Source organism: Mycolicibacter longobardus (genome assembly GCF_002102265.1).
Lineage (GTDB): Bacteria > Actinomycetota > Actinomycetes > Mycobacteriales > Mycobacteriaceae > Mycobacterium > Mycobacterium longobardum.
On record NZ_LQPG01000053.1, the window covers coordinates 12,490 to 38,520 of the forward strand.

The window sequence follows — 26,031 nt, forward strand, 5'->3', positions numbered from 1 at the left end:
AAGACCGTGTGACCATCGATTGCTACTGACGGCGACTGTTGCTTCGTTGCCGAACCTTGTAGGTGGACGGCCACGACACCCGGGTCTCGTCGCCCAGCAACGGCGTCGGTTTCGTGCCGACGGTGACGTTATAGGCCTCCTCGCCGGGGCCGACTTCGCGGTTGGCGTGTTCTTGAGCCAGGTAGTACAGCTGATCGATCTCCAGGTCGATGAATGCGACGAAGCTGGTCTTACGTACCGCGTCGTCGAAGCCGGCGGTCATCCGGTCGGCCAGGATGTGCGATGCGATCACCGCCCCGGCCAGGATTCCGAACGGGATCACCCAGTGGCAGAGATAGGTCGCCGGACAGCGTGCGCCACCCAGGGTGGCGTCGGACAGTGCGATCGCGGGCACCACCGCCGAGACGGACATCGCCGCGAGCGCACCCAGCCAGATCCAGGTCAGCCGGTTGACGATGGGCGAGAACAGTTCGGTCTGCACTACTGCGGCGGGCAGATCAGCCTTGGCGACGGCCTCCACCACCGATCTGCCCAGCGCCATGCTGGTCAGCAACGTCGCGAACAGGCCGGCGAAACTCAACGGCAGCACCCACGGCTGTGCCCAGCTGAACACCGGCGGCAGCACGGCCAACACCGTGAACGTCGCGACGGCCCCGACCCCCAGGAGCCGTGTCGGTGCGTCGCGGCAGGTGGCCAGGACAGTGGCCGCAACGGCCAGCGCCACCGCCGCGGCGACCAGCGGCGGCGCATTTCCGGCCAGCACCCAGTACACCGCCCAGGGGACAAATCCCAGCAGAACGCCCACGGCCCGCAGTTTATAGGGGCTTACCGTTGCGTCAACGGCAACGCCACCCAAGCCCGGTGGCCGACCCGCAGCTCCGGGGATCAGCTGTTCAGTGTGTAGCCCATCGGCATCAGGACGCTCTTCTGCTGGGTGAAGTGCTCGACGCCCTCTTTACCGTTCTCCCGGCCGATGCCGGAGTTCTTGTAGCCGCCGAACGGGCAGCACGGGTCGAAGGCGTACCAGTTGATCCCGTAGGTCCCGGTGCGGATCTTGCTCGCGATCTCGATGCCGTGCGGGACATCGGAGGTCCACACGCTGCCGGCCAGCCCGTACACCGAGTCGTTGGCGATCGCGACCGCGTCGTCCTCGGTGTCGTAGGCGATGATCGACAGCACCGGCCCGAAGATCTCCTCCTGGGCGATGGTCATGGAGTTGTCCACGTCGGCGAACACGGTCGGCTGTACGAAGAAACCGGAATCCAGTCCGTCGGGGCGACCGCCGCCGCAGACCAGCCGGGCGCCCTCCTCGATGCCCTTGGCGATGTAGCCCTCGACCCGCTCGCGCTGCTTCTCGCTGATCAGCGCGCCGACCTGAGCGGCCGGGTCATCCGGCAGGCCGACCGGCAGCACGGTGACGAAGTTCTTGATCGCTTCCACGATCTCCTCATAGCGCGAGCGCGGCGCCAGGATGCGGGTCTGGGCCACGCACGCCTGCCCGGTGTTCATGATCCCGGAGAACACCAGCATCGGGATCGCCGACGCCAGGTCGACGTCCTCGAGGATGATGGCCGCGGATTTGCCGCCGAGCTCCAAGGTGCACGGTTTGAGCAGTTCGGCGGCGCGCTTGCCGATCTCCTTGCCGACCGCCGAGCTGCCGGTGAAGGAGAAGATGTCCACGCCCGGGTTGGAGGTCAGGGCCTGGCCGGTCTCCGCGCCGCCCGGCACCACCGACAGCACGCCTTCGGGCAGGCCGGCGTCGGCGAACGCCTGCGCCAGCGCGTTGGCGGTCAAAGGCGTCTCGGCGGCGGGCTTGAGCACCACCGTGCAGCCGGCCAGCAGCGCCGGGCCCAGCTTGTTGACCGCGAGGAACAGCGGCACGTTCCACGCCACGATCGCCCCGACCACGCCCAGCGGCTCGCGCCGCACGATCGTCTGGCCGTAGGCGCCGGTGCGGACCTCTTCCCAGCTGACCTCGTCGACCGCGGGGCCGGCGAAGAAGTTCAGGGCCCCGATCGAGCTCAACCAGTGCATGGTTTCGACGCCCATCGGGGGCTGGCCGGTCTCGGCGGACAACAGCGCGGTGAACTGTTCCTTGCGCTCCTCCATCAGCTTGACCGCGGCGGCGATGATCGCGGCCCGCTCAGCCGGCGGGGTCGACGGCCACGGCCCGGAGTCGAACGCCTGTCGGGCCGCCGCAACTGCGCTGTCGACGTCGGCCTTGGCCGCCAGCGGCACCTTCCCGACGTACTCGCCGGTGGCGGGGCTGCGAACCTCGATCACCTGGTCGGTGGACGGGGCGGTCCACTTGCCGCCGATGAACAGGGTGTCGTATTCGGTGATGCTGGAGTCGGTCATGGGCGCCACCCTACCTAGCTCGCGGGCGGATTAGAACACGTTGCAGTCAATCGGTCAGCCGGCCTGCAGCACCAGCACGAGATTGCTCACGCCGAACTCGCGAATGCCCGGAACCGCGGTCATCGACCACGCCCATCGTGGGTGATAACGGGGGAATGCCGCCACCAACGCACCGGTGTGGCGGGCCCAGTCCAGCCCGTCGGCCGCCGACACCGCGAACAGTGACGAGCCGTAGTTGTTCTTCGGTGGATGGCCGTGTCGGCGGGTGTAGCGCCGGGCGGCGCGCCGCCCGCCCAGATAGTGGGTCAGGCCCATCTCGTGGCCGCCGAACGGACCCAGCCACACCGTGTAGGACAGCACCGCCAGTCCGCCCGGCCGGGTGACCCGCAGCATCTCGTTACCGAGCTGCCAGGGCCGCGGCACGTGCTCGGCGACATTGGACGACAGGCAGATGTCCACGCTGGCGTCGGCGAACGGCAGCGCCATCCCCGAGGCCCGCACGAAGCTGCCCATCGCGTCGGTGGGGCGGGGACCTGCCGCGTGCATTGCATGGATTTCGCCGGGGTCGGGTTCGACGCCGATATAGCGCAGCCCGGCGGCGCTGAATGCGGTGGCGAAGTATCCCGGTCCGCCGCCGACGTCGAGCAGCGTCCGGCCCGCCGGATCGTCGCCGTGCACCCCCCGCCACAGGTCGGTGACCAGGGCGGTGGTGTCGTCGGCCAGCGCGCCGTAGAACCGGTCCGGAGCCGTCTGCTCGTAGCGGAACTGGGTCAGCAGGCGCACCGAACGGGCCAGCGTCGCGCGTCGTGCAAACAGGTCGGTGGCGGCCACCGGGCCAAGCCTAAACGCAGCGTGCGGGCCCGCCGCGGCTTCACGGTCGGCGGGGTGCGGAGTCGGCGGACTACCCTGGTTGCGTGTCCGCCGTGCGCTCCGTCCTGCTGCTGTGCTGGCGTGACACCGGACATCCGCAGGGCGGCGGCAGCGAAACCTACCTGCAGCGCATCGGCGCCGAGTTGGCTGCCGCCGGCGTCGCGGTCACGCTGCGCACCGCTCGATATCCGGGCGCACCCAAGGAAGAAGTCGTCGACGGGGTGCGGATCAGCCGCCGCGGCGGCCGCTACACCGTGTACCTGTGGGCGCTGGCCGTGATGGCCGCAGCGCGCGTCGGCCTCGGCCCGCTGCGCGGGGTGCGGCCCGACGCGGTGATCGACACCCAGAACGGGCTGCCGTTCCTGGCGCGGCTGATCTACGGCCGGCGGGTCGCGATGCTGGTGCACCACTGCCACCGCGAGCAGTGGCCGGTGGCCGGGCCGGTGCTGAGCCGGATCGGCTGGCTGGTGGAGTCTCGGCTGTCGCCGTGGCTGAACCGGCGCAACCAGTACCTGACCGTGTCGCTGCCGTCGGTGCGCGACCTGATCGAGCTCGGGGTGGACGCCGCACGCATCGCGGTGGTGCGCAACGGCCTCGATGAGGCGCCGCCGGCGACGCTGTCCGGCGCGCGTTCGGAGACGCCGCGGGTGGTGGTGCTGTCCCGGCTGGTGCCGCACAAGCAGATCGAGGACGCCCTGGATGCGGTCGCGGTGCTCAGGGCTCGGGTACCGGGTCTCCACCTCGATGTCATCGGCGGGGGCTGGTGGGACGACCGGTTGGTGGAGCACGCCGCGGCGCTGGGAATCACCGACGCGGTGACGTTCCACGGCCATGTCGACGAGGTCGCCAAACATCAGCTGGTGCAACAGGCTTGGGTACATGTATTGCCCTCCCGGAAAGAGGGATGGGGTCTGGCCGTCGTCGAGGCCGGCCAGCACGGGGTACCAACCATCGGCTACCGGGCTTCCGGCGGGTTGTCGGACTCGATCGTCGACGGAGTCACCGGGTTGCTGGTCGACGACCGTGACGACCTGATCGACCAACTCCATCGACTGTTGACCGACCCGGTGCTACGCGAGCAGCTCGGTGTCAAAGCGCAGGACCGCAGCGCCGAATTCTCTTGGCGGCAAAGCGCCGACGGGCTGCGCGAGGTGCTGGAGGCGGTCCGTGAGCGCCGCTATGTCAGCGGCGTGGTGTGAGCGGAAAGCCGACCTAACAGGTCGGCGGTGGTGCTTGCGGTTGGGGCTCTGGCTGCACCCGATCCGAGGCCGATGCACATCCCAATAGCTGAACATTCTTCAGAAGCCATCAGACGGCGCTTACGCACACACGCGCATATTTCCATGTATCAGCGGTAGTTGTTTGCATTAGTGAACAACAGGTGACGCAATGGTTACCGACGGCTGAATTGGAGGAGTGATGGACGTCGTTCTCGGTGTGGCCCTCGGACCATCCGCGCCCACCACCGTCCGCACCGGGTTGGCCGAAGCCGCCGTGGTGTCCACCGCTGCCCTGGCCTACACGCAGGAAGCCGAGTTCGGCCCGATCTCCGGCGGGTACTACGACACCCCCGATTGCCTCTCCGGTCTCGCGGCCGACGATCTGGCCTACAGCGCCGTTCCCGACGAACAGGCGGATGCCGACACCGAGATCTTCGACACCGCGCCCCAACCGGAGCGCCGCCCGCTGCTGGTCACCGGCGCGGCGCTGGCCTCCACTGCGTTCGCGGCAGCGACGGCCCTGATGATCTCCATGACATTGGACGTCACCCCCAACTTGGTTGCGCTGCGGCCGGATATCGTTCGGACACTGACCATTCCCATTCCGGCCCTGCCCATTCCGATCCCCAACCTCAAGGTTCCCTTCTCGGGACAGCCACCGGTAGGGAGTCAGGCGCCGGTGGACCCACTGCCGCCGCCCCCGTTGAACCGACCGCAGATTCCGAGCCTGCCGGCGCCGGTGAATTCACCGCCGGTGCCTCCGTTGGATCGTCCACAGGCTCCCGACGTGCCGGCGCCACCGGTTGCCGCGCCGTCGCCCGCTGGACGGGTTGTCCCGCCGGGGTTCGAGAGGTTTTTCACCGATCCGTTTTTCACTCGGCCGATCCCGGTATCCCCCTGGCTTTACAGTGAGCTGATGCGGGGGCGGCCGCCTGGAACGCAAATTCAAGGGTTCTACATCTCGGGGACTTCCCCGTCGACCGGACCTGCCAGGGTGGTGCTGCCTCGGGCGATATCGCCCGCGCCAGCGCCACCGCACGTCATACCCGACCCGCCGATGGTCCATCCTCAACCGCCCATCGCGCTTCCCCCACCGCCTCCACCACCCTCAGCGCTGCCGCACGTTATGCCCGACCCGCTGATGGCCAATCCCCATCCACCCTTCGAACTCCCCGAACCACCCGTGGTCGACCCCCGCTCGGGATCACAATTGCCGAATCTGCCGATCCAGCCGCCGAATTCGGGCCCCCCGGCCGGGATCCCGGCTCCCCAAGCGCCGCCACCACCGCCACCACCGCCACCACCGTGGCTGCCGGCGCCCTAACTGCTCCATACTGGCCCGAAGAGGTTGTGTAGCCACGTGGAGGTGCATCGGTGACCGAGGACCACCCAGCTCCCGTGCTGCTCTACGACGGTGTCTGCGGAATCTGCAATCGATCGGTCCAGACCATCCTTCGGCACGACCGGCGTGGCACTCTGCGTTTCGCGGCGCTGGACAGCGACTACGCCCGCGCGGTCATTGAGCGTCATCCAGAATTGGAGGCCGTCGACTCGGTGGTCTTCGTGGAGAACCCCGGCCGGCCCGATGAGCGGATCAGCATTCGATCCGCGGCCGTCCTGCAGGTGCTGCGCTATCTGGGCGGGCCGTTCCGGTTGTTGCTCGCGGCCCGTGTCCTTCCTGCCGGACTGCGCGACCGGCTCTACGACCGCTTCGCCGCCGTCCGCTACCGGCTGGTCAGGCCATACGACACCTGTCCGGTGCCGGCCGCCGACGTGCGTACCCGTTTCTTGGACGCCTAACGCGCTGCGTTCCAACGTCGAACCGACGGCACGGCCAGACCACCCGCGCCCACCACCAGCATCGCCAGCCAGACCAGGTGGGCGGCTATCGCCGTCCGCCGCGCCCCGGCCGACACCTTGGGCGCCCGGCCGCCTACTCGATACACGGTGAAGTCGGAATCCCGGTAGGCGATCGGCAGTCGTATCAGAGTTTTTGCGGCAGAACCCATCTCACCGCCGGCGTCGGACTCCTTGACCACCCAGCCCACCCCGTTCACGCCGAGCGCGGCCGGTTCGGCGCCGGACAGCAAAGCCTGCTGCACCGCCCGGGCGCGGGTGCCCTCGCCGGGCACCGTCTGTCCGCCGACAATGAGGTCGCCGGTGGTGAGCACCTCCGCTCGTACCCACCGGGGCAGCGGATCGAGCACCGGCGCGGGCCCGGCCCAGGAGAAGTGGCGCATGGTGTCGGCCGGCAGCACCGCCACCGGGCGCGGATCGGCGTTGATCTTGGCCGCCACCGCCGCCCAGCCCGGCGGGTAGTGCACCGGTGTGACCCGCCCGGCCACACCCCAGGCCAGGTCGGGCAGCACGACGATCAGCGCGACACAGCACGCCAGCGCCGCCCGCGCCGGCGGAAGCCGGTCCCGCAGGGCCGCCACCGCGCCGGCCCCGGCCAGCGCGTAGCCGGGCATCGCCAGCGCCACCCACTTCTGGCCGTCGCGCAACATCCCCACCCCGGGAACCAGGTCCGTCATCCAGCGCAGGATCGCCAACCCCGGCCCGGTGGCCAACACGGTGAGCACCAACACCGTCGTGCCGGCCAGTATCAGCAATGGCCGCGCGGCGGACAGTTCCCGCACCGTCGACCATCCCAAGCCCACCACGCCCACGAGCGCCGCCGTGGCCAGCAGTGCGAAGAGCGTTGTGCGCGAACCCGGTACCGCGTCGGCGTTCCAGATCCCGCCGAGCCCGGCCAGGCTGCCCAGGGTGCCCAGGCCGGGCTCGGCGCGGGCCGCGAACGCCGTCACCCCGGCGGACTCGCCGCGTGCGGACCCTGAGCCCACCACCACGGCCATCAGCCAGGGCAGCGCGGCGGTCGCCGCGATCGCCACCGCGCTCACCGAGCACCACCAGCGTGGCGGCCCCGACCCGGGTGCCGCGACGCACACCAGCGCCACCACCGCGGCCAGCAGCAGCCCGGTGGGGGTCAAGCCGGCCAACGCCAGAAAGAACACCAACCCGAACAGCCCGGCGGTGCCGGCGCGCAACCCCAGCATGGCCATCGCCACCCACGGCAGACAGCCGTATCCGACCAGCAGGCTCCAATGCCCCTGCAACAACCTTTCGGCCACATAGGGGTTCCAGATCGCCACGGTGATCGCCACCAATTGCCCGGGCAGCCCGGTGTCGGGCAGCGCAGTGGCGACCAGTCGCGCCGCTCCCAACCCGGCCAGCCACAAACCGGCGATCAGCAGGGTCTTGACCACGATGCCGCCGTCGAGCAGGTGCGAGGCCACCGCCACCGCGAAATCCTGCGGCACCGCCCGCGGCGCCGCCTCACCCAGCCCGAGGGCAGGCCCGCTCAGATACGACCGCGGCGTCGACACCGCGTCACGCAGCAGCAGATAGCCCGGGCGCAGCAGCGGCGCGAGGATGAGCAGCGTCAGTCCGAGTGCATAGCACGGCGCGATCCAGCGCCTGGCTCGCACCACCGCGGGGCTAAGGCTGGTTGGGAGGCTTGTCGGAAGCCGAATCCGGCGTTCCGCGTTCCGGCGGGCTCGACTCCGGTGGCGCCGCCGGACGGTCCAGCTGGGGACGCTGGGTGGGCAGCTTCTCCGTCTCGGCCTCGGCGCCCGAGGGGCGTTCGGCCGTCGGCGCCTTCGGCGCGAATCCGCCGAAGAAGCCGCCGTCGCCGCGGCCGGGCCGTCCCAGCGCGGCCTCGGCGGGAAGGCTGAACCAGCCGACCAGGACGCCGCCGATCAGGCAGATCAGCCCCGCGGCGGTGAAGGTGATCGGCAGAATCCGAGACCACAGGGCAACCCGGTCCCGCTCGTTGCGGGCCGCGTTGACCTGCTCCTCGATGGTCTCTTCGGAGCTGGTGACCGTGTAGTCGGCCAGTGCCACCTCCGGCTTGAGCGGGTCGCGTGCGTAGTAGTGGTTGGCGTGCACCTTCGACTTGACGATGGTGCCCGAGACCGGGTCCACCCACATCGTCCGTTGCGCGGCGTAGTACCGCGTCATCGTGATGTCCTCGTCGGGGTCGGTGCCCTCGATGTTCCACATCCGGGCGGGCGCGGTGATCTCACCGTCCTCGTCGTGGCCGTACAGCGACGGGTAGCGCACCGGCTCGTCCAGGGTGCCGTCGGCGTCGTAGCCGACATTCTGGAGGAACCGGTAGGTGGTCAACCCGTTGACGTCGTCCTCGCCCTCATAGTTGGCCTCGTAGGCCTTCTGCGCGATCGGGTCGAAGTACTGGTAGGACTGCTTCTGGGTGTCGAAGGGGAACCGGTAGGACAGTCCCTCATGCGGCAGGGCGATGTTGGTGGGCGGGCTGTCGTCATCGAAGTTGCGTGGCCGCTGCACCGAACCACCCGGGTGGGTGTCATCCGAAATCGCCTGGGCGGTGCGACGGTTCACGGTCACCGTGTCGACGATGGCCAGCAGCAGGCCGGTGTCCTTCTGCCGGTCCGCGCGCCGCAGCGACGAGCCGGCCTGCAAGGTCACGACGTCGGCGTTGGCGGGGGACTCGACACCGATCTGCTCCTGCGACACCAGGGGCACGTCCTGGTCGACGATGGCGTGCTCGCCCCCCAGCGACTCCGGGTCCAGTGCGGCGCCGCTGCCGTTGCCGATCAGCGTGACGTCGACGTCGAGCGGGATCTTGGCGATCTTTCCCACCGTGTAGGTGGACAGCAACAGTGCCGCGATCATCAGGGCGGCGCCGAGGCCCATGACTGCGCATGCCGCGATACGCATCATGACTGCTCGGTTCACGTCGCCGTATCCTCCTTATTCAACCCGCACGGAAATCTGTTCGACCCTAACAGCAGAAGTTGAAACAGCTACTGTGTGTCCATCGATGCCTCGGACCCGAATCAGATGAACCAGCAGGTGGGCGGCGTGCGCAGCTTCCTGCCCGCCGTCGAGGGTCTGCGCGCCTGCGCGGCCATCGGCGTGGTCATCACGCACGTGGCGTTTCAGACCGGACACTCCTCGGGGATCAGCGGCCGGTTGTGGAGCCGTTTCGACATGGCCGTGGCGGTGTTCTTCGCGCTGAGCGGGTTCCTGCTGTGGCGGGGTCATGCGGCCGCCGCCCGCGGCCTGCGACCGGCGCCTGCCACCGGGCATTACCTGCGGTCGCGTGTGGTGCGGATCATGCCGGCCTACCTGGTGTCGGTGGTGGTGATCCTGGCCCTGCTGCCCGACGCCAGCGGCGCCAGCCTCACCGTGTGGTTGGCCAACCTGACGCTGACGCAGATCTATGTACCGCTGACGTTGACGCCGGGGCTGACCCAGATGTGGAGCCTGGCGGTGGAGGTCAGCTTCTATATCGTCCTGCCGGTGTTGGCGCTGTCGGCGCGGCGGCTACCGGTGCGCGCGCGGGTGCCGGTGATCATCGCGGTGTCGCTGCTCAGCCTGTGCTGGGGCTTCCTGCGTATCCCCACCCCCTACGGGATCAATCCGCTGAACTGGATGCCGGCCTACGGTTGCTGGTTCGGGGCCGGAATGCTGCTGGCCGAGTGGGCCTACAGTCCGGTCACCCGGGTGCACCGGCTGGCCCGTCGGCGGCTGCCGATGGCGCTGCTGACCCTGGTCGCGTTCCTGGTGGCCGCCTCACCGCTGGCCGGACCGGAGGGGCTGACCTCGGCCACCGTCGGCCAGTTCATGGTGCGCACCGCGATGGGCGGTGTGCTGGCGTGGGCGCTGCTGGCGCCGCTGGTGCTGGACCGCCCCGACACACCGCACCGGTTCTTGGCCAGTGCCCCGATGGTGACGCTGGGCCGCTGGTCCTACGGGATCTTCATCTGGCACCTGGCCGCCCTGGACATGGTGTTCCCGGTGATCGGCCGATTCGCGTTCACCGGGGACATGGCGGTGGTGCTGGCGTTGACGATGGTGTTCACCATCGCGATCGCCGCGGTCAGCTACGCCCTGGTGGAGCAGCCCTGCCGAGAGAAGCTACGCGGCTGGGAGACCCGGCATACCGCCAAGCGCGCCGATGTCCCTCAGGCGGCCTTGCCCGACGGCGTGTATTCGGCGACGTCACTGGTGAATTCGGCCGCGCCGTAGGCCGCCAGCCGCCGCCGGAGCATCCGGAGCACGTAGGCGTTCGTGATCCGGCGCAGGCCGGGGGTGCGGCTGGCGCGTTCCACGATCAGCAGTCGGCCGAGTACGAACGGAGCCGTACACGCGATCCGCGCGTAGTCGCCCGCGCTGATCGTGACGCCCATCTTCGCGGCTACGTCGCGTTTGCCACCGCTGAACATCCGGACGAAAAAGACCTTGCTGTAGCTCTTCTCGACCGCGTCGGCGATCCGCTCGCTCAGGGTGTTCTCCTGCCGCAGGTAGGCGGCCATGGTCGAGCGGACCATCTCCCCGCAGGTGGCGTCGTCGAAGTCGTCGCGCAGCAGTGCCAGACGCGCGCTGAACACCCGGATGATCTCGCCCGGGGTGGTGGGCAGCAACTCCTCGGGCAGACCGAGCAGAACGCAGCGGTAGCGGGTGAACTCGACGACGGCGCGCTCGCTGGGCGTGAACTCCTGGCGCTTCTGCCGGTGGGCGCTCATCGCCAGCACGTAGAGGTTGATCATGCCGGCGGGCATCTGGTCGACCTGCGGAATCGGCAGCCCGTAGATCCCGACGTCCCATTTCGGGGAGCGCTTGAGGGCGTTGAAGCGGACCATCGAATGCATCAGCCGCACCATGGCGGCCGCCTCGAAGCCCGCCCCGTATCGGTCCAGGGCGTCGGGCAGCGTGGTGACGGTGAAGAAGCTGGTGGTCTCGTTGACTCGCCGGGCGGAGCGGCTGCCCGACAGGGCACCGGTCAACGCCATCGGCAGTGCGGCGTAGGTGTTGAGGAAGGTCGCGATGAACGCGCCGCGGACCACGAACGGCGCCAACAGCGCCATCGGGATCTGGGAGCGCTCGGCGCCCTGTCGAACCAGGTCCATGTCCAGCCAGTCCGGAATGTGTTCCAGGTCGGAGATGAACGCTGCCAGCTCCGGCGGCGCGTCGGGCACCGCGTCGATACCTTTCCGGCAGGCCAGCTTGAGCATGCCGATCAAGCTGCTGACGCTGTATTCGCTCATCAGCGCGGCGTAGGAGTCCGCCACCACATCGCCCAGCCAGGTCGCCGTCGAGATCAGTTCGACGGCGGCGTCGTCGGCCAGCAGCCTGGCTCGGGTGGAGGGCCGGCCGCGCAGGGAAGACACGGCATCGGGGTCGGTGGTCGTGCGGTACGGCTGCATGTCGAAGTCGAGGTCGCCGTAGAGCGCAGGCAGCAGCTGCGCCTGGCGGCGGACGCGCTGGTGCAACTCCGGGTAGTGCGTGGGCATCGAGGACCTCCGATAACTAACAGGCCGTGAGTTGTAGCCAACCGATCGCCGGTTGCAATGTCAAGCGCACAATGGCACAAATTCATGTAATTGTGCCAAGCGTCCTCGATGTCAACGACGCCGTCGCCGTTCGGAAGTGCGCGGAAACCTATCTCGCCCGACTGGGTTGGTGATCAACCGGCGATCAGCTCATGCCGCCCCGTGCGCCCCCATTGACCGCGATCGTCTGGCCGGTGACGTAGTCCGACAGCGGCGAGCACAGCCACAGGATCGCATCGGCGGCTTCCCGGATAGTCCCGGTTCTGCCCAGGGTGATGCCCGGCAGCGGTTTGGCCGAGTACATCTCGGCGTCGCTGGGCGGGCTGTCGGGGTCGATCGTCACCCCGAGGCGCTGGGCCTGCTTGGCGGGCATGCCGACTTTGATCTCTCGGCCGCCGGTGCGAATGACCTCACGGTCGGACTGCGGCAGCGCAAACCGCGTCTGGATCACCCCGAATGCCACCGCGTTGACGTTGACCCGCATCGCGCCCCATTCCAGGGCAAGGGAACGCATCAGGCCGAGTAGGCCGGCTTTGGCGGCGGCGTAGTTGGCGGCGCCGTCGAGTCCCCATTCGCCCGCCATCGATGACACCATCACCGTCTTGCGGTGCCGTGGCGGGTCGGTGTGTGCGTCGGCATTCGCGGCCGACCGGAACACCGGCGCACACGCCCGGGCGAGCCTGAACGGGACCACCAGGTGGATGTCGAGCATCGCCTGGAACTGGTCGTCGGTCATGGCGTGCACCCGACCGTCCCATGCGTAGCCGGCATTGTTGACGACGATGTCGAGGGCGCCGCAGGTGTCGAGGGTGTAGGAGACAAGATCGTCGCAGACCCCCGGCGCAACGAGATCGCCGACGAAGAACTCGGCGACACCGGCACCGAATGCGGCGTTGAGCTCTGCCGCGGTGTCGGCGGCTTTGACTTCATCGACATCGGCGATCACCACCCGGGCACCGTTGGCGGCCAACATGGTTGCGGTCGCGCCGCCGATGCCGCGGGAACCGCCGGTGACGACGGCCACCCGATCGGCCAGCATCTCCGAACGCAGGGTCGGTTCGATCGGCAGGTTCATCGTCCCTCCCACACGGGGTCGCGTTTCTCAGCGAAGGCACGCAGGCCTTCTTGCAGGTCTCGGGACTTCGTCACGGCCGCCACGAACGTTGACTGCTTGCTCCAGGATTCCGAGTCACTCCAGTCGTAGCTGCGCGCCACGATCTGCTTGCTGGCCCGGACTGCGAGTGGACCGGCGGCGGCTACCTCGGCGGCCAACTCCAGCGCACCGGCCAGCGCCTGTCCCGGCTCGGTGATCTTGTTGACCAGACCGAGTTCGGCGAACCGGGTGGCAGGCCATGACTTTCCGGTCAGGGCCAATTCCATGGCGATGTGATACGGAATGCGTTTGGGCAGCCGGAAGCAGCCCCCGCCTATCGCCACCAGGGATCTTGCGGCCTCCGGCAGGCCCATGCCGGCGGTGCGGGATGCCACGATCAGATCGCAGGCCAGGCAGAGTTCGAGTCCGCCGGCCAGTGCGTGTCCCTCGACGGCGGCGATCAACGGCTTGAGTGGCGGCTGCGCCATGATCCCGAATCCGCCGCGCCGTTCGGTGACCGCCATGTCCCCGGCTGCGGCCGCGACCAGATCCTGGCCCGCCGAGAACACGACGTCCGATCCGGTCACCACCGCGCAGCGCAGTTCGTCATCTGCGTCGTAGGCATCGACAACGGCTTCCATCGCCTTGGCGGTGGCGCCGTCGAAGGCGTTACGTCGCTGCGGACGGTCTATCCGGATCACCAGGATGTGTTGGCCGGCGCGCTCCGCGCGGATCGGTGAATCAGACACTTCGTTGTCTTCCTTCCCAATAAGGTTGGCGCAGGGTTGTTTTGAGAACCTTTCCGGACGGATTGAGCGGGAGTTCATCGACGTAGACGAAGCGCCGTGGTCGCTTGTAGGAGGCCAGTCGCCCGTCGAGAAATGCCAGCAGGTCGTCGTCGGTGAGCTGCGCGTCGGCGGTCACGATGAAGGCCAGCGGCTGTTCGCCGAAGTCCTCGTGTGGGATCCCGATGACGGCGGCGTCGATGACGGCGGGGTGTTCGACGAGCGCCTTCTCGATCTCCGCGGGATAGATGTTGACGCCGCCGGCGACGATCATGTCCTTGACGCGGTCGGTGATGAACAGGAATCCGTCGTCATCGAGGTGCCCGACATCACCGGTTCGGTAGAACCCGTCTTTGACAGTGTCGGCAGCCAACGGTCCATGGCCGAGATAGTGGTCGATGATCACCGGAGTATTGACCGCGATCTCACCGGTCTGACCGGGAGGCAACGGATTCCACTGTTCGTCGACGATGGCGATCTGAACACCGTCGTAGGGCAGCCCGGACGTCCCCGGCTTGCTGAGCTGGTGTGCCGGCGCGGTGTAGCTGATCATGCCCGATTCGCTGGCCCCGTAGACCTCCCACAGCACCTCGGCGCCGAATCTGTTGGTGAGCCATTCTTTCAGAGACTGCGGCACCGGTGCGGCGCCGGTGTTGATCACCCGTAGTGAGGACAGGTCGTACTGGTCGAGGGTGGCGGATGGCAACGCCCGGATGCGTAACAGCATGGTCGGCACCGCCGTCCACGCCTGCACCCGGTGTTCGTCGATGAGCCGCAGGGCCGACTCGGCGTCGTAGGGGTCGAGCAGGACGATGGTCCCACCACGTGCACAGGTCGCGGCGGCGATCCCGGGTCCGGCACCGTGATGCACCGGCATGGTAAGCAAGGTGACGACGTCGTCCGGATACTCCGGCACGTTGCCGACCGAGGCAAGGTAGCGCAGCAGCCGCTCCGGGTCGCGCACCTTGGCGGGATCCAACGGCGGTACACCGCGGGGCTTTCCGGTTGTTCCCGAGGTGTAGAGCACCAGCGACGGGCGCGCCGCACCGTGACGTGGCGTGGCGCCCTCGGTGGAGATCAGGTCTTCGTAGCGAATGCCCGGTCCGTCGACGGCCTGCCCGACGGTGACCAGGATGCCGACCTGGTGGCGGGCCCATCCGGTGGGGTCGGGATCGTTGCAGAACAATCCTTTGGCGTCGCTGTCGCGCAGGATGTAGACCGCCTCGTCGGGGGTGAGGCGATGGTTCACCGCGACCTGGGCGACGTCGAGCTTCTGCAGGGCGCGCTGCAGGACGAACCATTCGAGGCTGAGCCGAAACCGCATGCCGATGCGGTCTTCGGCCGCCAAGCCGAGCGCGGCCAGACCCTCGGCGGCGCGGTCGGCCAGGTCGTTCCACTGTCGATAGGTGAGTCGCCGGTCGCCCTGAATGACGGCCGGGTGATCGGGGCGCGACTGCGACCAGAATTCCGGCGTGCCCGGATACGGTTGGGTCATCACTGTTCCTCTTGGTGTCTCCCGCGTTCGGGGTTTCAGTCCTTGATCAAGACGTGGACCGCGCAGACCGCTCCGACGCCGACCATGTGGGCCAGTCCGATGCGCGCTCCGCGGTGCTGCCGCGCTCCGGCCTCGCCCCGTAACTGCGTTGTCAATTCGGCGATCTGGCCCACGCCGGTGGGCCCGATGGGGTGACCCATCGACAGCAGGCCGCCGGAGGCGTTGACCGCGACTCCGCCGCCGATATCGAAGACGCCCGCCCGCAGCGCGGCCGCGGCCTGTCCGGGTGCGCACAGTCCCATGGCCTCCACGTAGACGAGCTCCTCCACCGTGAAGGCATCGTGTAGCTCCACCAGGTCCACGTCGCCGATCCGGATACCCGCCTGCGTCAGGGCCGCCGCGGTAGCCTCCTCGGTCAGCGCTGCATCGAAATTGCGGTTGCCGTGACATGTTTCGGAGAGCAGGGCCGATGAAGCCACCCGTACCGCTCGGTCGCGGTCCACGCCGAGCGTCTCGATCGCGCGCTCGGATGCGACGATCGCCGCCGCTGCACCCTCGCCGATCGGGCAGCACTGCAGGCGGGTCAACACCCCGCTGATGAACGGTGGCGCCAATACCTCGTCGAGCGTGCGTGGTTCGGGTCTTTGAGCGTATGGGTTCAGTGATGCGTTGCGGCTGTTCTTGACCGCCACCGCAGCGAGGTCTTCGATCCCGGCCCCGCTGTCGTGCAGATAACGCGACGCGAGCAGTGCGAAGTGGGTCACCGGCAGCACCCGGTTGCCTACCAGATCCTCCAGCCCCGCGGCGCGCTGTGGTGAGGTCGGGTTCAGCGGCTTGTCCACCCCGACGGCGATCGCCACGTCGTGCGCCCCGCCGGCTACGTCCAGACACGCCTGACGAAACGCACTCGATCCGGACGCGGACGCGTTCTCCACCTGCATCATCGGGATGCCGGTCGCGCCCAGATGGCGATACATCAACCGCGACAACGCCATTGACGTGGTAGCCGTACCGGTGTAGGCGGTCTGGACGTCCGGCCACCGCACCCCCGCGTCAGCCAGCGCAGCGCGCACGGCGGTCACTCCGAGCTCGGTGTAGGGCACGCTGCTCGGCTTCTGGTAGGGATGTAGTCCGACGCCGATCACCCAGACATCGCGCAGCCCGTTCACCGCGCCTCTTCAGACGGTGCGGGGATGAATGCCGGTTCGATGGTCTGGTTTTCACCGTCGGTTGCGGTGATCAGCCAGGTCCCGACCACCCGCGAACCGATCTCGGGATCACCGGCCTCCGGATGGACCAGGGCTCGGATCAGGGGCCCGGAGTCCAGCAGCACTTCGACGATGGTGAACGGCACCGGCGTATCGCCGGGATGCAGGTGCACCGTAGCCGCGGCGAATACCGTGCCGGAGGGGGTCAGGTTGGCTGGGACCAGATCCTGGGCGCCGCAGCTCTCGCAGCCGATGCTGATCGGCGGAAAGTACACCCGCTCACAGCGCGAGCACCGCACTCCGTGGAGCACCGGTACATCGGAATCGGCGTCGTAGAGGCGCGGGTTGGCGCCAACGCGGCCCATTACGCCAGATGTCCGGCTGGCGTGTAGTGGCTCGCGTCGCTGGTGAATTCGGGCCTGCCGTAAGTCTCCAGTCGGCGTTTGACCAGCCGGATGAGGTAGTCGTCGGTGATCCGGCGCAGCGCCGGGATCCGGCCGGCGCGCCGCACCACCAGTAGGCGCCCGACGATGAACGGTGCCGTCACACCGATCCGCAGATAGTCGGCCAGGCCGATCGACACGCCCCTCTCCTTGGCGATGGCGCGGTCGCCGTTACAGAACGCCTTCGTGAAAGCGGCTTTGCTGTAGCTCTTTTCGACCGCGTCGGCGATGCGTTCCCACCGGGTATCGACGGGCCGCAGGTAGGCTGCCATGGTCGAGCGCACCATTTCCCCGCAGGTGGCGTCGTCGAAATCCTCGCGCAGCAGCGCCCCGCGAGTGTGGATGAGGTCGATGATCCCGGTGGGCGTGGTCGGTAGGAGTTCCTCGGGCAGACCGAGCAGAAACGCCCGGTAACGGGTGAATTCGACGACGGCGCGCTCGCTCGCGGTGAACTCGGTGCGCCCCCGCCGGCGGGCGGCCACCGCCAGCAGGTAGAGGTTGATCATCCCGGCCGGCATCTGGTCGACTTGGGGAATCGGAATCCCGTAGACGCCGACGTCCCACTTCTCGGAGCGCTTGAGCGCGTTGTAGCGAACCATCGAGTGCATCAGCCGCACCATCGCGGCCGCCTCGAAGCCCGGGCCGTGGCGGTCCAGCGCCCCGGGCAGCGTGGTAACGGCGAAGAAGCTCGTGGTCTCGTTGACCCGGCGCGCGGCGCGACGGCCGGACAGCGCACCGGTCAGCGCCATGGGCAGCGCGGCATAGGTGTTGACGAAGGTCGCGATGAACGCACCTCGGGTGACGAACGGCGCCACCAATGCCGCCGGGACGCGGGCATGCCGAGCACCCTCACGCACCAGGTCCATGTCCAGCCACGCCGGGGTGGCCTCCATATCGGCGATGAACGCCACCAGCTCCGGCGGTGCGTCCGCAACCGCGTCGATGCCCTCGCGGCAGGCCAACCGGAGCATGTCGATCAGGGCTGGGACGCTGTATTCGGCCATCAGTGCGGCGTAGGGGTCTGCCACCACGTCTCCGAGCAGGGTCGCGGTGCGGATCAGTTCGACGGCCCGGTCGTCAGCCAGGTAGGGAGCGCGGTCGGCTACCCACTCCGGCAGCGTGGTGCGGACTGCCGGATCGGTGGTGGTGCGGTAGGGCTGGGTGTCGAAATCGATGTCGCCGTAGAGACTGGGCTGCAGCTCGCGCTGACTGCGAACACGTTGGGCAAGCTCGGGGTAATGCGTGGTCATCGCCAACCTTCCGAATAACTAACAAGTTGTTAGTACACTAATAACAGGTCGTTAGTTATGCTGTCAACCATGACTTCGGGACAGTCACGGCGACGAATGACAGCTGAGGCCCGGCGCGGCCAGATCCTTGATGTCACCCACGCGATCGTGGATGCGGAGGGGTTCCACGCCGCCACGCCGAACCGGATAGCCCATAAAGCCGGGATCAACCGATCGCTGATCTATCAGCAATTCGGTGATCCCGCAGGACTTTTCGTAGCGTTGATCGACCGGGAAGCCGCACGGGCGGGTGCCCAGTTCGCCGAGGTGATCTCGGAAGCCACGGAGCCCGGTGGGGACGGCGTTCTGGTGAGCAGATTCGACAGCGTGCTCAGAGCGGTCGACGCCCATCCCGCCACCTGGCGACTGTTCCTGTTCCCGCCGCAGGGAGCGCCACCGGAACTGCACGAGCGTCTGGCCCGGGCACAAGCGGTGGTGCGTGGCTATCTGGTCGGCGAATTACTGCGTATCTACCCGGAGTTGCCCGACCCCGACTACACCGCCCGCATGCTGCAGGCGGCCGCTCGCGAACTCCTGCAGTTGCGCCTGAGCGATCCCGATTCCGCCACCCACGAGCGGCTGCACGCACTGATCCGGTTGTTGGCCGTACGTGCCGGTTCACCGGTCAGGTGAGGTCAATCTGAGGGCTCAGTAGCCGCCGGAGTGTTCGAAGATCATGCGCGGGTTGTCGACCAGCATGGTGCGCAGTTGGTCGTCGGTGACGCCGCGCTGCCGCAGCGCGGGGATCACGTCATTGTGGATGTGCAGGTAGTGCCAGTTCGGTGCGGCGACCGAGCTCAGCTCGCCGGGCAGCGCATCGAAATAGCAGTTGGCGTCGTGGGAGAGCACCATCTTGTCGGCGTGGCCGCGCTCACACAGCTGCGCCACCGTGTTGACCCGGTCCTCGAACGGCAGGATCAGGTCGATGCCGAAGCGGTCCATGCCCAGGTAGGAGCCGGCCGCGATCAACTCCTCCAGGTAGCCCAGATCGGTGCTGTCCCCGGAGTGTCCGATCACCACGCGGGACAGATCGACGCCCTCTTCTTCGAAGATGCGCTGCTGCTCCAGGCCGCGGCGGGTGCCCGCGTGGGTGTGGGTGGAGATCGGTGCGCCGGTGCGCCGGTGGGCCTGAGCGACCGCGCGCAGCACTCGCTCGACGCCGGGGGTGACGCCGGGCTCGTCGGTGGCGCACTTGAGGATCGCGGCCCGGATCCCGGTGTCGGCGATGCCGGTCTCGATGTCGCGGACGAACATGTCGGCCATGATCTCCGGGCCGTCCAGCATGGTGCCGGGCCCCAGATAGTGGAAGAAGAACGGGACGTCGTTGTAGGTGTAGACGCCGGTGGCCACCACGATGTTCAACTCGGTGCCGGCCGCGACCCGGGCGATACGCGGGATGTAGCGGCCCAGCCCGATCACCGTCAGGTCGACGATGGTGTCGACTCCGGCGGCCTTCAACTCGTTGAGTCGGGTGATCGCGTCGGCCACCCGGGCGTCCTCGTCTCCCCAGGCTTCCGGGTAGTTCTGGGCGATCTCGGTGGTCATGATGAACACGTGTTCGTGCATCAGGGTCACGCCGAGGTCGGCGGTGTCGATGGGCCCGCGTGCGGTGTGGCATGGCGACATGGCTCGATCGTATGGAGATTGATGCGGGCGCCGGTCGCCTTCGCCGAGAATGCCTAGGGGCGCTCCAGGAGGTTGTCGCGGATTCGCGCGTAGGAGTGGGCGAACAGTTCCACCTCTCGCGGACTGAGCGAGTCGAAAAGGCCGGCGCGCACCGCTTCGACGTGACCGGGCGCCGCCTGGCGAAGCTTGTCCAGGCCCGACTCGGTGAGCTCGGCGTACTGCCCGCGCTTGTCCTCCTCGCATTTGACCTGGCGGACCCAACCGGCGTCCGTGAGCCGTTTGACCGCCCGGGTGACCCCGCTGCGGGTGGTCACGGTGCCCTCGGCCAACTCGTTCATCCGCATCCGGTGCCGCGGGGCATCGGACAACAGTGCCAGGAGTTCGAAATCGGCCAGGTGCAGGCCGGCGTCGGCGGCCAATTGCCGGTCCAGGCTGCGCAGCAGCAACCGGGTGCTGTCGAGGTAGCCCCGCCACATCCGCTGCTCCTCGTCGCTCAGCCATCGCGTCTTCATGTCCCCAAATATAGTTGACAAGATCACGATATTCCAGGTGAGAGGTGCCAATATATGGCATTTCCGCCAGGGAATGCATCCAGAACTAGTTGCGTTGACAACTATCAGCTAGAGTAGCGAACGACAAGCAAGGAGGGCCTACCGTGTCGAGTACCGGTATGCAGTTCGGCATCTTCACCGTCGGCGATGTCACCGCCGACCCGACCACGGGCCGCGCGCCGACCGAAGCCGAGCGGATCAAGGCGACCGTGGCGATAGCCAAGAAGGCCGAAGAGGTCGGCCTGGACGTCTTCGCCACCGGCGAGCACCACAACCCGCCGTTCGTGCCGTCCTCGCCCACGACCTTGCTGGGCTACATCGCGGCGCAGACCGAGCGGATTCAGCTGACCACCGCCACCACGCTGATCACCACCAACGACCCGGTGAAGATCGCCGAGGACTACAGCGTGCTGCAGCACCTGGCCGACGGCCGGGTCGACCTGATGCTGGGGCGCGGCAACACCGGCCCGGTATATCCCTGGTTCGGTAAGGACATCCGAGCCGCCCTGCCGTTGACGGTGGAGAACTACCAACTGCTGCGCCGGCTGTGGCGGGAGGAAGTCGTCGACTTCAGCGGTGAGTACCGCACCCCGTTGCACGGGTTCACGCTGGCGCCGCGTCCGCTGGACGGGGTGCCCCCGTTCGTCTGGCACGGTTCGATCCGTAGTCCCGAGATCGCGGAATTGGCAGCGCATTACGGCGACGGTTTCTTCGCCAACCACATCTTCTGGCCGCCGTCGCACACCAAGCGGATGGTGCAGCTGTACCGGCAGCGTTTCGAGCACTACGGCCACGGCAGCGCCGACCAGGCGATCGTGGGCCTCGGCGGCCAGGTGTTCCTGCGGCCCAACAGCCAGGACGCGGTGAACGAGTTCCGGCCGTACTTCGACAACGCCCCCGTTTACGGGCACGGCCCGAGCCTGGAGGAGTTCAGTGCTCAGACCCCGCTCACGGTCGGATCGCCGCAGCAGGTGATCGACCGTACGCTGGGCTTCCGGGACTACGTCGGCGACTACCAACGCCAGCTGTTCCTGGTCGACCACGCGGGTCTGCCGTTGAAGACCGTCCTGGAGCAGCTCGACCTGCTGGGCGAGCACGTTATTCCGGTGCTGCGCAAGGAATTCGCCGTCGGCAGGCCCGCGCACGTTCCCGGTGCCCCGACGCACCGGTACCTGGTCGAGGCCGCGCGCCAACCCGAGATCCAGGAGGCGTCATGAGGCTTGTGGTGATCAGCGGGGGACTGCGCGAACCGTCGTCCACCCGGCTGCTGGCCGATCGGCTCGGCGCCGCCGTACGCGCTGAACTCGGGTTGGCCGACATCGAAGCCGACATCGAGGTGATCGAGCTGCGCCACCTGGCCCGCGCGATCACCGACGCCATGTTGACCGGGTTCGCCGCGCCGGAGCTGGAGGCGGCTTTCGACACAGTCACCGGCTGTGACGGACTGATCGCGGTGACGCCGACGTTCAACGCGACGTTCAGCGGGTTGTTCAAGTCGTTCTTCGACGTTCTTCCCGAACAGTCCCTGAACGGGACACCGGTGCTGATCGCGGCCACCGGCGGAACCGAGCGCCACTCGCTGGTGCTCGATCACGCCCTGCGCCCGATGTTCTCCTACCTGCACGCCGTCGTCTCGCCCATCGGGGTGTACGCAGCGACGTCCGACTTCGGTGCGCAGGGTCTGTCGGAGCGGATTACCAAGGCAGCCAACGACTTCACCCGGCTGTTAAGACTGTGCGGGCCCCGCCGCGGCGATACGGTCAGCGCAGAACTCGATGAGATGCAACGCCTGCTTGCGGGCGCCTGAGAAAAGGAGTGATCGACACATGACGAAACTGGCGGTTATCTACTACTCGGCCACCGGACACGGCACCGCGATGGCCAAGCGGCTGGCCCAGGCGGGCGAGGCGGCGGGCGCCGAGGTGCGCGTGCGGCACATCGAGGAGACCCGCGATCCGGAGACCTTCGCCCACAATCCGGCGTGGACGGCCAACTACACCGCGACCAAGGACCTGCCGGCCGCCACCGGAGAGGACATCGTCTGGGCGGACGCCATCATCTTCGGCTCACCCACCCGGTTCGGTTCTCCCTCAGCGCAATTCCGCAACTTCCTGGACGGGCTGGGTGGGCTGTGGGCCAAGGGGGAGCTCGCCGACAAGGTCTATGCCGGTTTCACCTCGAGTCAGACCGCCCACGGGGGGCAGGAAGCCACGCTGTTGAACCTCTACGTCTCGCTGATGCACTTCGGCGGGATCCTGGTCCCGCCGGGCTACACCGACCCGATCAAGTTCGCCGACGGAAACCCCTACGGCGTCGGGCACATCACCGGGCCGGACAACCAGAACGAGCTGGGCGAGGCGACCCTCGCCGCGCTCGATCACCTGGCCACCCGGGTGGTGGGCGTCGCCGCCAAGCTCGCCGGGTGACGACGGGCGGGCCGCGCCGCGACCTTGAAACGTGATGCACCTCACACTAGGTTGGCCAGTGATCATTTCAGTGAGGTGGTCCGATGCCGACGGTGACGTGGGGGCGGGTCGACCCGGTGCGCCGGGCCGCGGTGCTGGAGGCCGCCGAGGCTGAGTTCAGCGCACGCGGCTTCTCGCACGGGAGCCTGAACGTCATCGCACGGCGGGCCAAGGTCGCCAAGGGCAGCCTGTTCCAGTACTTCGTCGACAAGGCCGACCTGTACGCCTTCGTCGCCGACACCGCCGGTCAGCGGGTGCGCTCCCACATCGAGCGCAAGATCGTCGAACTGGACTCCAACCGGCCGTTCTTCGAGTTCCTCACCGACATGCTCGACGTGTGGGTCGCCTACTTCGCCAACCACCCGCGAGAGCGGGCCCTGCATGCCGCGGTCAGCCTGGAAGTCGACACCGACGCCCGGATCAGTGTGCGAACCGTCGTCCACCGCCACTACCTGGAGGTGCTGCGGCCCCTGGTGGATGACGCGCGAGCGCGGGGTGACCTGCGTGCCGACGCCGACACCGGTGCGCTGCTGTCGCTGCTGCTGCTGATCATCCCGCATCTGGCGCTGGCGCCCTACCTGCGCGGCATCGACCCCGTCCTCGGGCTCGACGAACGCACCCCGGAGCAGCCCGCCCTGGCGGTGCGCCGGCTGGTCGCCGTGCTGGCAGCGGCATTCGGCGGTGAGACGGCTCGCTATCCGGCGCACAAACCCGATGTCAGGCCACCCACACCGTCTTGAGGTTGCAGAACTCGCGGATGCCGTGGCCGGACAGCTCCCGGCCGTACCCGGACCGCTTGATCCCCCCGAACGGCAGCTCCGGGTAGGACACCGTCATCCCGTTGATGAAGACCTGACCGGCCTCGACCTCGTCGGCGAAACGGCTGATCTCGGCCTCGTCGCGGGTCCAGGCATTCGATCCCAACCCGAACGGGCTGTCGTTGGCGATCGCGATCGCCTCGTCGATGTCGGCGACGCGGTAGACGGATGCGACCGGCCCGAACACCTCCTCGGTGAAGATCGCCATGTCGCGGGTGATGTCGGTGATCACCGTGGGCGGATAGAACCAGCCCGGGCGCTCCAGGCGCGTGCCGCCGCAACGGACCACCGCACCGGCGGCGACGGCGGCGTCCACCTGCTGTGCCACCTCGTCGCGGCCCGCTTCGGTGGCCAGCGGTCCGACGTCGGTGTCCGGATCGGTCGGGTCGCCGACCCGAAGCGCCGACATCTGTGCGACGAACTTGGTGGCGAAGTCGTCGTAGACGTCCGTGTGGACGATGAACCGTTTTGCCGCGATGCATGATTGACCGTTGTTCTGCACGCGGGCGGTGACCGCGGTGCGCACCGCGGACTCCAGGTCGGCCGAGGGCATCACAATGAACGGGTCACTGCCGCCCAGTTCCAGCACGGTGTGCTTGACCTCGTCGCCGGCGATGGCCGCGACCGAACGCCCCGCCGGTTCGCTGCCCGTCAGCGTTGCCGCGGCTACCCGCGGGTCGCGCAGTACCCGTTCCACGGCGCCCGAGGGGATCAGCAGGGTCTGGAAACAACCGTCGGGAAAGCCGGCACGGGTCAACAGATCGGCGAGGTACAGCGCGGTCTGCGGCACGTTGGAGGCGTGCTTGAGCAGGCCGACGTTGCCGGCCATCAGGGCCGGCGCGGCGAACCGCACGGCCTGCCAGAGCGGGAAGTTCCACGGCATCACCGCCAGTACCACCCCGAGCGGCTGGTACCGGGCGAACGCCCTGGAAGCGTTGACCTTGGCCGCGTCGGCGGGCTCGTCGGCCAGCAACTCCGCACTGTGGTCGGCGTAGTACCGGAAGCCCTTGACGCACTTGAGCGCTTCGGCCTTGGCGGAGACCAGCGTCTTGCCCATCTCGAGAGTCATCATGGCGGCGACCTCGTCGGCTTCGGTCTCCAGCAGATCGGCCGCCGCGTGCATCCACCTGGCACGCTGAGCGAAATCGGTGCGACGGTATTCGGCGAAACGATCCGCAGCACGGGTGATCGCGGCATCGACTTCCGCGTCGGTGGCTGCGGTGAACGTCTTGACCGTCTCGCCGGTGGCCGGGTTGGTGGTGGCAATTGCGGGCACGCTGGACCTCCTACGGGCGCGGTGGTGTGGTGGTTCGTGTCCAGCCTGCCATCATCGAACCGCGTAGGCTCGCGTCGAACCAGCGTCAGCACATCGACACGGGAGCCGCCGGATGCGTTTCAACCCCCCGCCCAACTGGCCGCCTGCGCCACCTGGCTGGGCGCCGGACGCCAACTGGGCCCCCGATCCGTCGTGGCCGCCGCCTCCTCCCGGTTGGCCGCTGTGGCTGGACGACACCGACGGCGCCGCCCCGGGGGTTTACCCGCCCTACGGTGCACCGTGGCCGGCTCCGTTGCCCGAGCCCAGGTCACGCAAGGTGTTGTGGCTGTCGCTGGCCGCGGCCGCGGTGGCCGTGGCGGTGGTGGTCGGACTGATTCTGAGCTTCGGCGGCAAGCTGACGGCGGAGGACAAACCGTCCCGCAAACCCGACATCAAGAACCTGACCTCGGAGATGCTGGTGGAGCGGGCCTCCTTCCCGGACCCCTCCGGCGGCAAGTGGATCAGCGGGGTGAACAGCGCCGGTGACGCGCCCTCGGAGATGCCCAATCTGACGGTCGACCCGCCCGAATGCGCCGACTTCTACTCAAGCCCGGCGTCGGCCACCCAGACGGCCACCGCGACGCTGGCGAAGTTGCAGCCCGGCGGCTTGCACTCCATGCGGGTACGCCTGGCCCTTACGCCGGATCGCCCGAACCTCAAGGCGATCGTGGACAAGTGCCAGACGTTCAAGCAGACCTTCGAGTCGGGTGGGCGATCCGTGACCACCGACATCCAGATGAACCCGCTGGACGCCGAAGGAGTGCCGCCATGGGCGGTGGCAACCGTGATCACGAGCTCCGGCAAGGCCGCCATCCGGATGCCGATTGCGATTACCGCCTCCACGATCTCCGGCTACTACCGCGGTGTGCTGGTCGTGGCCACCAGCAACGACATCGGGCTGCGAATGGACAGCGACGGATCGGATGACCCCACCCACGCCGACGACCTGGTGACACTGTTCAACACTCAGATCGAGAAGCTCGAGGCCGCGGAGTAGCCAACTGTCCTAGTAGCCCCGCTGGCCCCGGGTGTAGGGCATAGTTCTGTTCGAAATGGATAGCGCATGCGCTATCACGCGCTGGACTGACGTGTGGTGATACCACTGGCGATATCCATTTCCAA

Annotated in this window: 25 protein-coding genes; 10 read left to right on the forward strand and 15 right to left on the reverse strand. The window is 68.0% G+C overall.

What is annotated here, in order from left to right; genetic code table 11:
- Positions 1-22: 22 nt before the first annotated feature.
- The 3 genes from AWC16_RS21245 to AWC16_RS21255 form a co-directional block, all read right to left on the reverse strand.
- Positions 23-805, reverse strand: a complete 783-nt coding sequence (locus tag AWC16_RS21245) for a hypothetical protein (protein WP_085266699.1) — start codon at positions 803-805, stop codon at positions 23-25.
- Positions 806-885: 80 nt separating this feature from the next.
- Positions 886-2,358, reverse strand: a complete 1,473-nt coding sequence (locus AWC16_RS21250) for an aldehyde dehydrogenase (RefSeq protein WP_085266700.1) — start codon at positions 2,356-2,358, stop codon at positions 886-888.
- A 54-nt stretch (positions 2,359-2,412) separates the two neighbouring features.
- Entirely contained in the window at positions 2,413-3,189 is a 777-nt protein-coding gene (locus AWC16_RS21255) for a class I SAM-dependent methyltransferase (RefSeq protein ID WP_085266701.1), read from the reverse strand.
- A gap of 83 nt (positions 3,190-3,272) precedes the next feature.
- Here AWC16_RS21255 and AWC16_RS21260 point away from each other — a divergent pair, with 83 nt between their 5' ends.
- The 3 genes from AWC16_RS21260 to AWC16_RS21270 all read left to right on the forward strand — a co-directional run bounded on the left by AWC16_RS21260 (position 3,273) and on the right by AWC16_RS21270 (position 6,248).
- Entirely contained in the window at positions 3,273-4,427 is a 1,155-nt protein-coding gene (locus AWC16_RS21260) for a glycosyltransferase family 4 protein (protein ID WP_085266702.1), read from the forward strand.
- Between the two features lie 220 nt (positions 4,428-4,647).
- Positions 4,648-5,772, forward strand: coding sequence for a hypothetical protein (locus AWC16_RS21265; protein WP_085266703.1), 1,125 nt, complete (start codon positions 4,648-4,650; stop codon positions 5,770-5,772).
- A 50-nt stretch (positions 5,773-5,822) separates the two neighbouring features.
- Complete coding sequence (locus AWC16_RS21270; protein WP_085266704.1) at positions 5,823-6,248, forward strand: thiol-disulfide oxidoreductase DCC family protein; 426 nt, start codon at positions 5,823-5,825, stop codon at positions 6,246-6,248.
- Here AWC16_RS21270 and AWC16_RS21275 read toward each other — a convergent pair.
- Both AWC16_RS21275 and pgfA read right to left on the reverse strand, forming a co-directional pair.
- Positions 6,245-7,939, reverse strand: coding sequence for an MmpA family trehalose lipid delivery protein (locus tag AWC16_RS21275; protein WP_085266705.1), 1,695 nt, complete (start codon positions 7,937-7,939; stop codon positions 6,245-6,247). The two genes, AWC16_RS21270 and AWC16_RS21275, sit on opposite strands and share 4 nt — an antisense overlap.
- A 7-nt stretch (positions 7,940-7,946) precedes the next feature.
- Complete coding sequence (gene pgfA, locus AWC16_RS21280) at positions 7,947-9,221, reverse strand: cell envelope lipid trafficking protein PgfA (RefSeq protein ID WP_165759287.1); 1,275 nt, start codon at positions 9,219-9,221, stop codon at positions 7,947-7,949.
- 105 nt (positions 9,222-9,326) lie between these two features.
- Between pgfA and AWC16_RS21285 the strand changes: the two genes are divergently transcribed.
- On the forward strand, positions 9,327-10,517 hold the full coding sequence (locus AWC16_RS21285; protein WP_085266727.1) for an acyltransferase family protein: 1,191 nt from the start codon (positions 9,327-9,329) through the stop codon (positions 10,515-10,517).
- On the opposite strand, the gene AWC16_RS21290 is transcribed toward AWC16_RS21285, so the two are convergent.
- From AWC16_RS21290 to AWC16_RS21320, 7 genes are all read right to left on the reverse strand, one after another.
- Positions 10,454-11,782: an oxygenase MpaB family protein gene (locus tag AWC16_RS21290; protein WP_085266707.1), complete on the reverse strand. Its 1,329-nt coding sequence runs from the start codon at positions 11,780-11,782 to the stop codon at positions 10,454-10,456. The two genes, AWC16_RS21285 and AWC16_RS21290, sit on opposite strands and share 64 nt — an antisense overlap.
- Before the next feature lie 184 nt (positions 11,783-11,966).
- Positions 11,967-12,896, reverse strand: a complete 930-nt coding sequence (locus AWC16_RS21295) for an SDR family NAD(P)-dependent oxidoreductase (protein ID WP_085266708.1) — start codon at positions 12,894-12,896, stop codon at positions 11,967-11,969.
- Positions 12,893-13,663, reverse strand: coding sequence for a crotonase/enoyl-CoA hydratase family protein (locus AWC16_RS21300; RefSeq protein WP_234812375.1), 771 nt, complete (start codon positions 13,661-13,663; stop codon positions 12,893-12,895). Before AWC16_RS21300 ends, AWC16_RS21295 begins: the two co-directional genes overlap by 4 nt.
- A complete protein-coding gene (locus AWC16_RS21305) occupies positions 13,656-15,194 on the reverse strand; it encodes a class I adenylate-forming enzyme family protein (protein ID WP_085266710.1) in 1,539 nt (512 codons plus the stop codon). Before AWC16_RS21305 ends, AWC16_RS21300 begins: the two co-directional genes overlap by 8 nt.
- 35 nt (positions 15,195-15,229) lie before the next feature.
- Complete coding sequence (locus AWC16_RS21310) at positions 15,230-16,363, reverse strand: thiolase family protein (RefSeq protein ID WP_085266711.1); 1,134 nt, start codon at positions 16,361-16,363, stop codon at positions 15,230-15,232.
- Positions 16,360-16,767, reverse strand: coding sequence for a Zn-ribbon domain-containing OB-fold protein (locus AWC16_RS21315; protein WP_085266712.1), 408 nt, complete (start codon positions 16,765-16,767; stop codon positions 16,360-16,362). Before AWC16_RS21315 ends, AWC16_RS21310 begins: the two co-directional genes overlap by 4 nt.
- Positions 16,767-18,095 (reverse strand): oxygenase MpaB family protein, encoded by a 1,329-nt coding sequence (locus tag AWC16_RS21320; RefSeq protein ID WP_085266713.1) that lies wholly within the window; start codon positions 18,093-18,095, stop codon positions 16,767-16,769. Before AWC16_RS21320 ends, AWC16_RS21315 begins: the two co-directional genes overlap by 1 nt.
- A 96-nt stretch (positions 18,096-18,191) precedes the next feature.
- On the opposite strand from AWC16_RS21320, the gene AWC16_RS21325 reads away from it, so the two are divergent.
- Complete coding sequence (locus AWC16_RS21325; RefSeq protein WP_085266714.1) at positions 18,192-18,767, forward strand: TetR/AcrR family transcriptional regulator; 576 nt, start codon at positions 18,192-18,194, stop codon at positions 18,765-18,767.
- 15 nt (positions 18,768-18,782) lie between these two features.
- Here AWC16_RS21325 and AWC16_RS21330 read toward each other — a convergent pair whose 3' ends face one another.
- On the reverse strand, positions 18,783-19,760 hold the full coding sequence (locus AWC16_RS21330; protein ID WP_085266715.1) for a phosphotriesterase family protein: 978 nt from the start codon (positions 19,758-19,760) through the stop codon (positions 18,783-18,785).
- 53 nt (positions 19,761-19,813) lie between these two features.
- Positions 19,814-20,272: a MarR family winged helix-turn-helix transcriptional regulator gene (locus AWC16_RS21335; protein ID WP_085266716.1), complete on the reverse strand. Its 459-nt coding sequence runs from the start codon at positions 20,270-20,272 to the stop codon at positions 19,814-19,816.
- A 158-nt stretch (positions 20,273-20,430) separates the two neighbouring features.
- On the opposite strand from AWC16_RS21335, the gene AWC16_RS21340 reads away from it, so the two are divergent.
- From AWC16_RS21340 to AWC16_RS21355, 4 genes are all read left to right on the forward strand, one after another.
- Positions 20,431-21,528, forward strand: a complete 1,098-nt coding sequence (locus tag AWC16_RS21340; RefSeq protein WP_085266717.1) for an LLM class flavin-dependent oxidoreductase — start codon at positions 20,431-20,433, stop codon at positions 21,526-21,528.
- A complete protein-coding gene (locus tag AWC16_RS21345) occupies positions 21,525-22,118 on the forward strand; it encodes an FMN reductase (protein ID WP_085266718.1) in 594 nt (197 codons plus the stop codon). Before AWC16_RS21340 ends, AWC16_RS21345 begins: the two co-directional genes overlap by 4 nt.
- 19 nt (positions 22,119-22,137) lie before the next feature.
- Positions 22,138-22,737, forward strand: a complete 600-nt coding sequence (wrbA, locus tag AWC16_RS21350) for an NAD(P)H:quinone oxidoreductase (RefSeq protein ID WP_085266719.1) — start codon at positions 22,138-22,140, stop codon at positions 22,735-22,737.
- Between the two features lie 83 nt (positions 22,738-22,820).
- On the forward strand, positions 22,821-23,516 hold the full coding sequence (locus tag AWC16_RS21355; protein ID WP_085266720.1) for a TetR/AcrR family transcriptional regulator: 696 nt from the start codon (positions 22,821-22,823) through the stop codon (positions 23,514-23,516).
- Here the strand turns inward: AWC16_RS21355 and AWC16_RS21360 are convergent.
- Positions 23,494-24,870 carry an NADP-dependent succinic semialdehyde dehydrogenase gene (locus AWC16_RS21360; RefSeq protein ID WP_085266721.1) on the reverse strand — a complete coding sequence of 459 codons (1,377 nt, stop codon included), beginning with the start codon at positions 24,868-24,870 and terminating at the stop codon, positions 23,494-23,496. The genes AWC16_RS21355 and AWC16_RS21360 overlap by 23 nt on opposite strands.
- A 112-nt stretch (positions 24,871-24,982) precedes the next feature.
- On the opposite strand from AWC16_RS21360, the gene AWC16_RS21365 reads away from it, so the two are divergent.
- The gene (locus AWC16_RS21365; RefSeq protein ID WP_085266722.1) at positions 24,983-25,906 is read left to right on the forward strand and encodes a hypothetical protein; all 924 of its coding nucleotides are present in this window, start codon (positions 24,983-24,985) and stop codon (positions 25,904-25,906) included.
- Positions 25,907-26,031: the final 125 nt, after the last annotated feature.

What these genes read in the sequence shown, in the direction of transcription:
- wrbA (WP_085266719.1), top strand. Translation starts at nt 22,138, where the DNA reads ATGACGAAACTGGCGGTTATCTACTACTCGGCCACCGGACACGGCACC.
- AWC16_RS21320 (WP_085266713.1), bottom strand. Translation starts at nt 18,095, where the DNA reads ATGACCACGCATTACCCCGAGCTTGCCCAACGTGTTCGCAGTCAGCGC.
- AWC16_RS21330 (WP_085266715.1), bottom strand. Translation starts at nt 19,760, where the DNA reads ATGTCGCCATGCCACACCGCACGCGGGCCCATCGACACCGCCGACCTC.
- AWC16_RS21345 (WP_085266718.1), top strand. Translation starts at nt 21,525, where the DNA reads ATGAGGCTTGTGGTGATCAGCGGGGGACTGCGCGAACCGTCGTCCACC.
- AWC16_RS21355 (WP_085266720.1), top strand. Translation starts at nt 22,821, where the DNA reads ATGCCGACGGTGACGTGGGGGCGGGTCGACCCGGTGCGCCGGGCCGCG.
- AWC16_RS21285 (WP_085266727.1), top strand. Translation starts at nt 9,327, where the DNA reads ATGAACCAGCAGGTGGGCGGCGTGCGCAGCTTCCTGCCCGCCGTCGAG.
- AWC16_RS21290 (WP_085266707.1), bottom strand. Translation starts at nt 11,782, where the DNA reads ATGCCCACGCACTACCCGGAGTTGCACCAGCGCGTCCGCCGCCAGGCG.
- AWC16_RS21335 (WP_085266716.1), bottom strand. Translation starts at nt 20,272, where the DNA reads ATGAAGACGCGATGGCTGAGCGACGAGGAGCAGCGGATGTGGCGGGGC.
- AWC16_RS21250 (WP_085266700.1), bottom strand. Translation starts at nt 2,358, where the DNA reads ATGACCGACTCCAGCATCACCGAATACGACACCCTGTTCATCGGCGGC.
- AWC16_RS21340 (WP_085266717.1), top strand. Translation starts at nt 20,431, where the DNA reads ATGCAGTTCGGCATCTTCACCGTCGGCGATGTCACCGCCGACCCGACC.
- AWC16_RS21305 (WP_085266710.1), bottom strand. Translation starts at nt 15,194, where the DNA reads ATGACCCAACCGTATCCGGGCACGCCGGAATTCTGGTCGCAGTCGCGC.
- AWC16_RS21325 (WP_085266714.1), top strand. Translation starts at nt 18,192, where the DNA reads ATGACAGCTGAGGCCCGGCGCGGCCAGATCCTTGATGTCACCCACGCG.
- AWC16_RS21315 (WP_085266712.1), bottom strand. Translation starts at nt 16,767, where the DNA reads ATGGGCCGCGTTGGCGCCAACCCGCGCCTCTACGACGCCGATTCCGAT.
- AWC16_RS21265 (WP_085266703.1), top strand. Translation starts at nt 4,648, where the DNA reads ATGGACGTCGTTCTCGGTGTGGCCCTCGGACCATCCGCGCCCACCACC.
- AWC16_RS21365 (WP_085266722.1), top strand. Translation starts at nt 24,983, where the DNA reads ATGCGTTTCAACCCCCCGCCCAACTGGCCGCCTGCGCCACCTGGCTGG.
- AWC16_RS21295 (WP_085266708.1), bottom strand. Translation starts at nt 12,896, where the DNA reads ATGAACCTGCCGATCGAACCGACCCTGCGTTCGGAGATGCTGGCCGAT.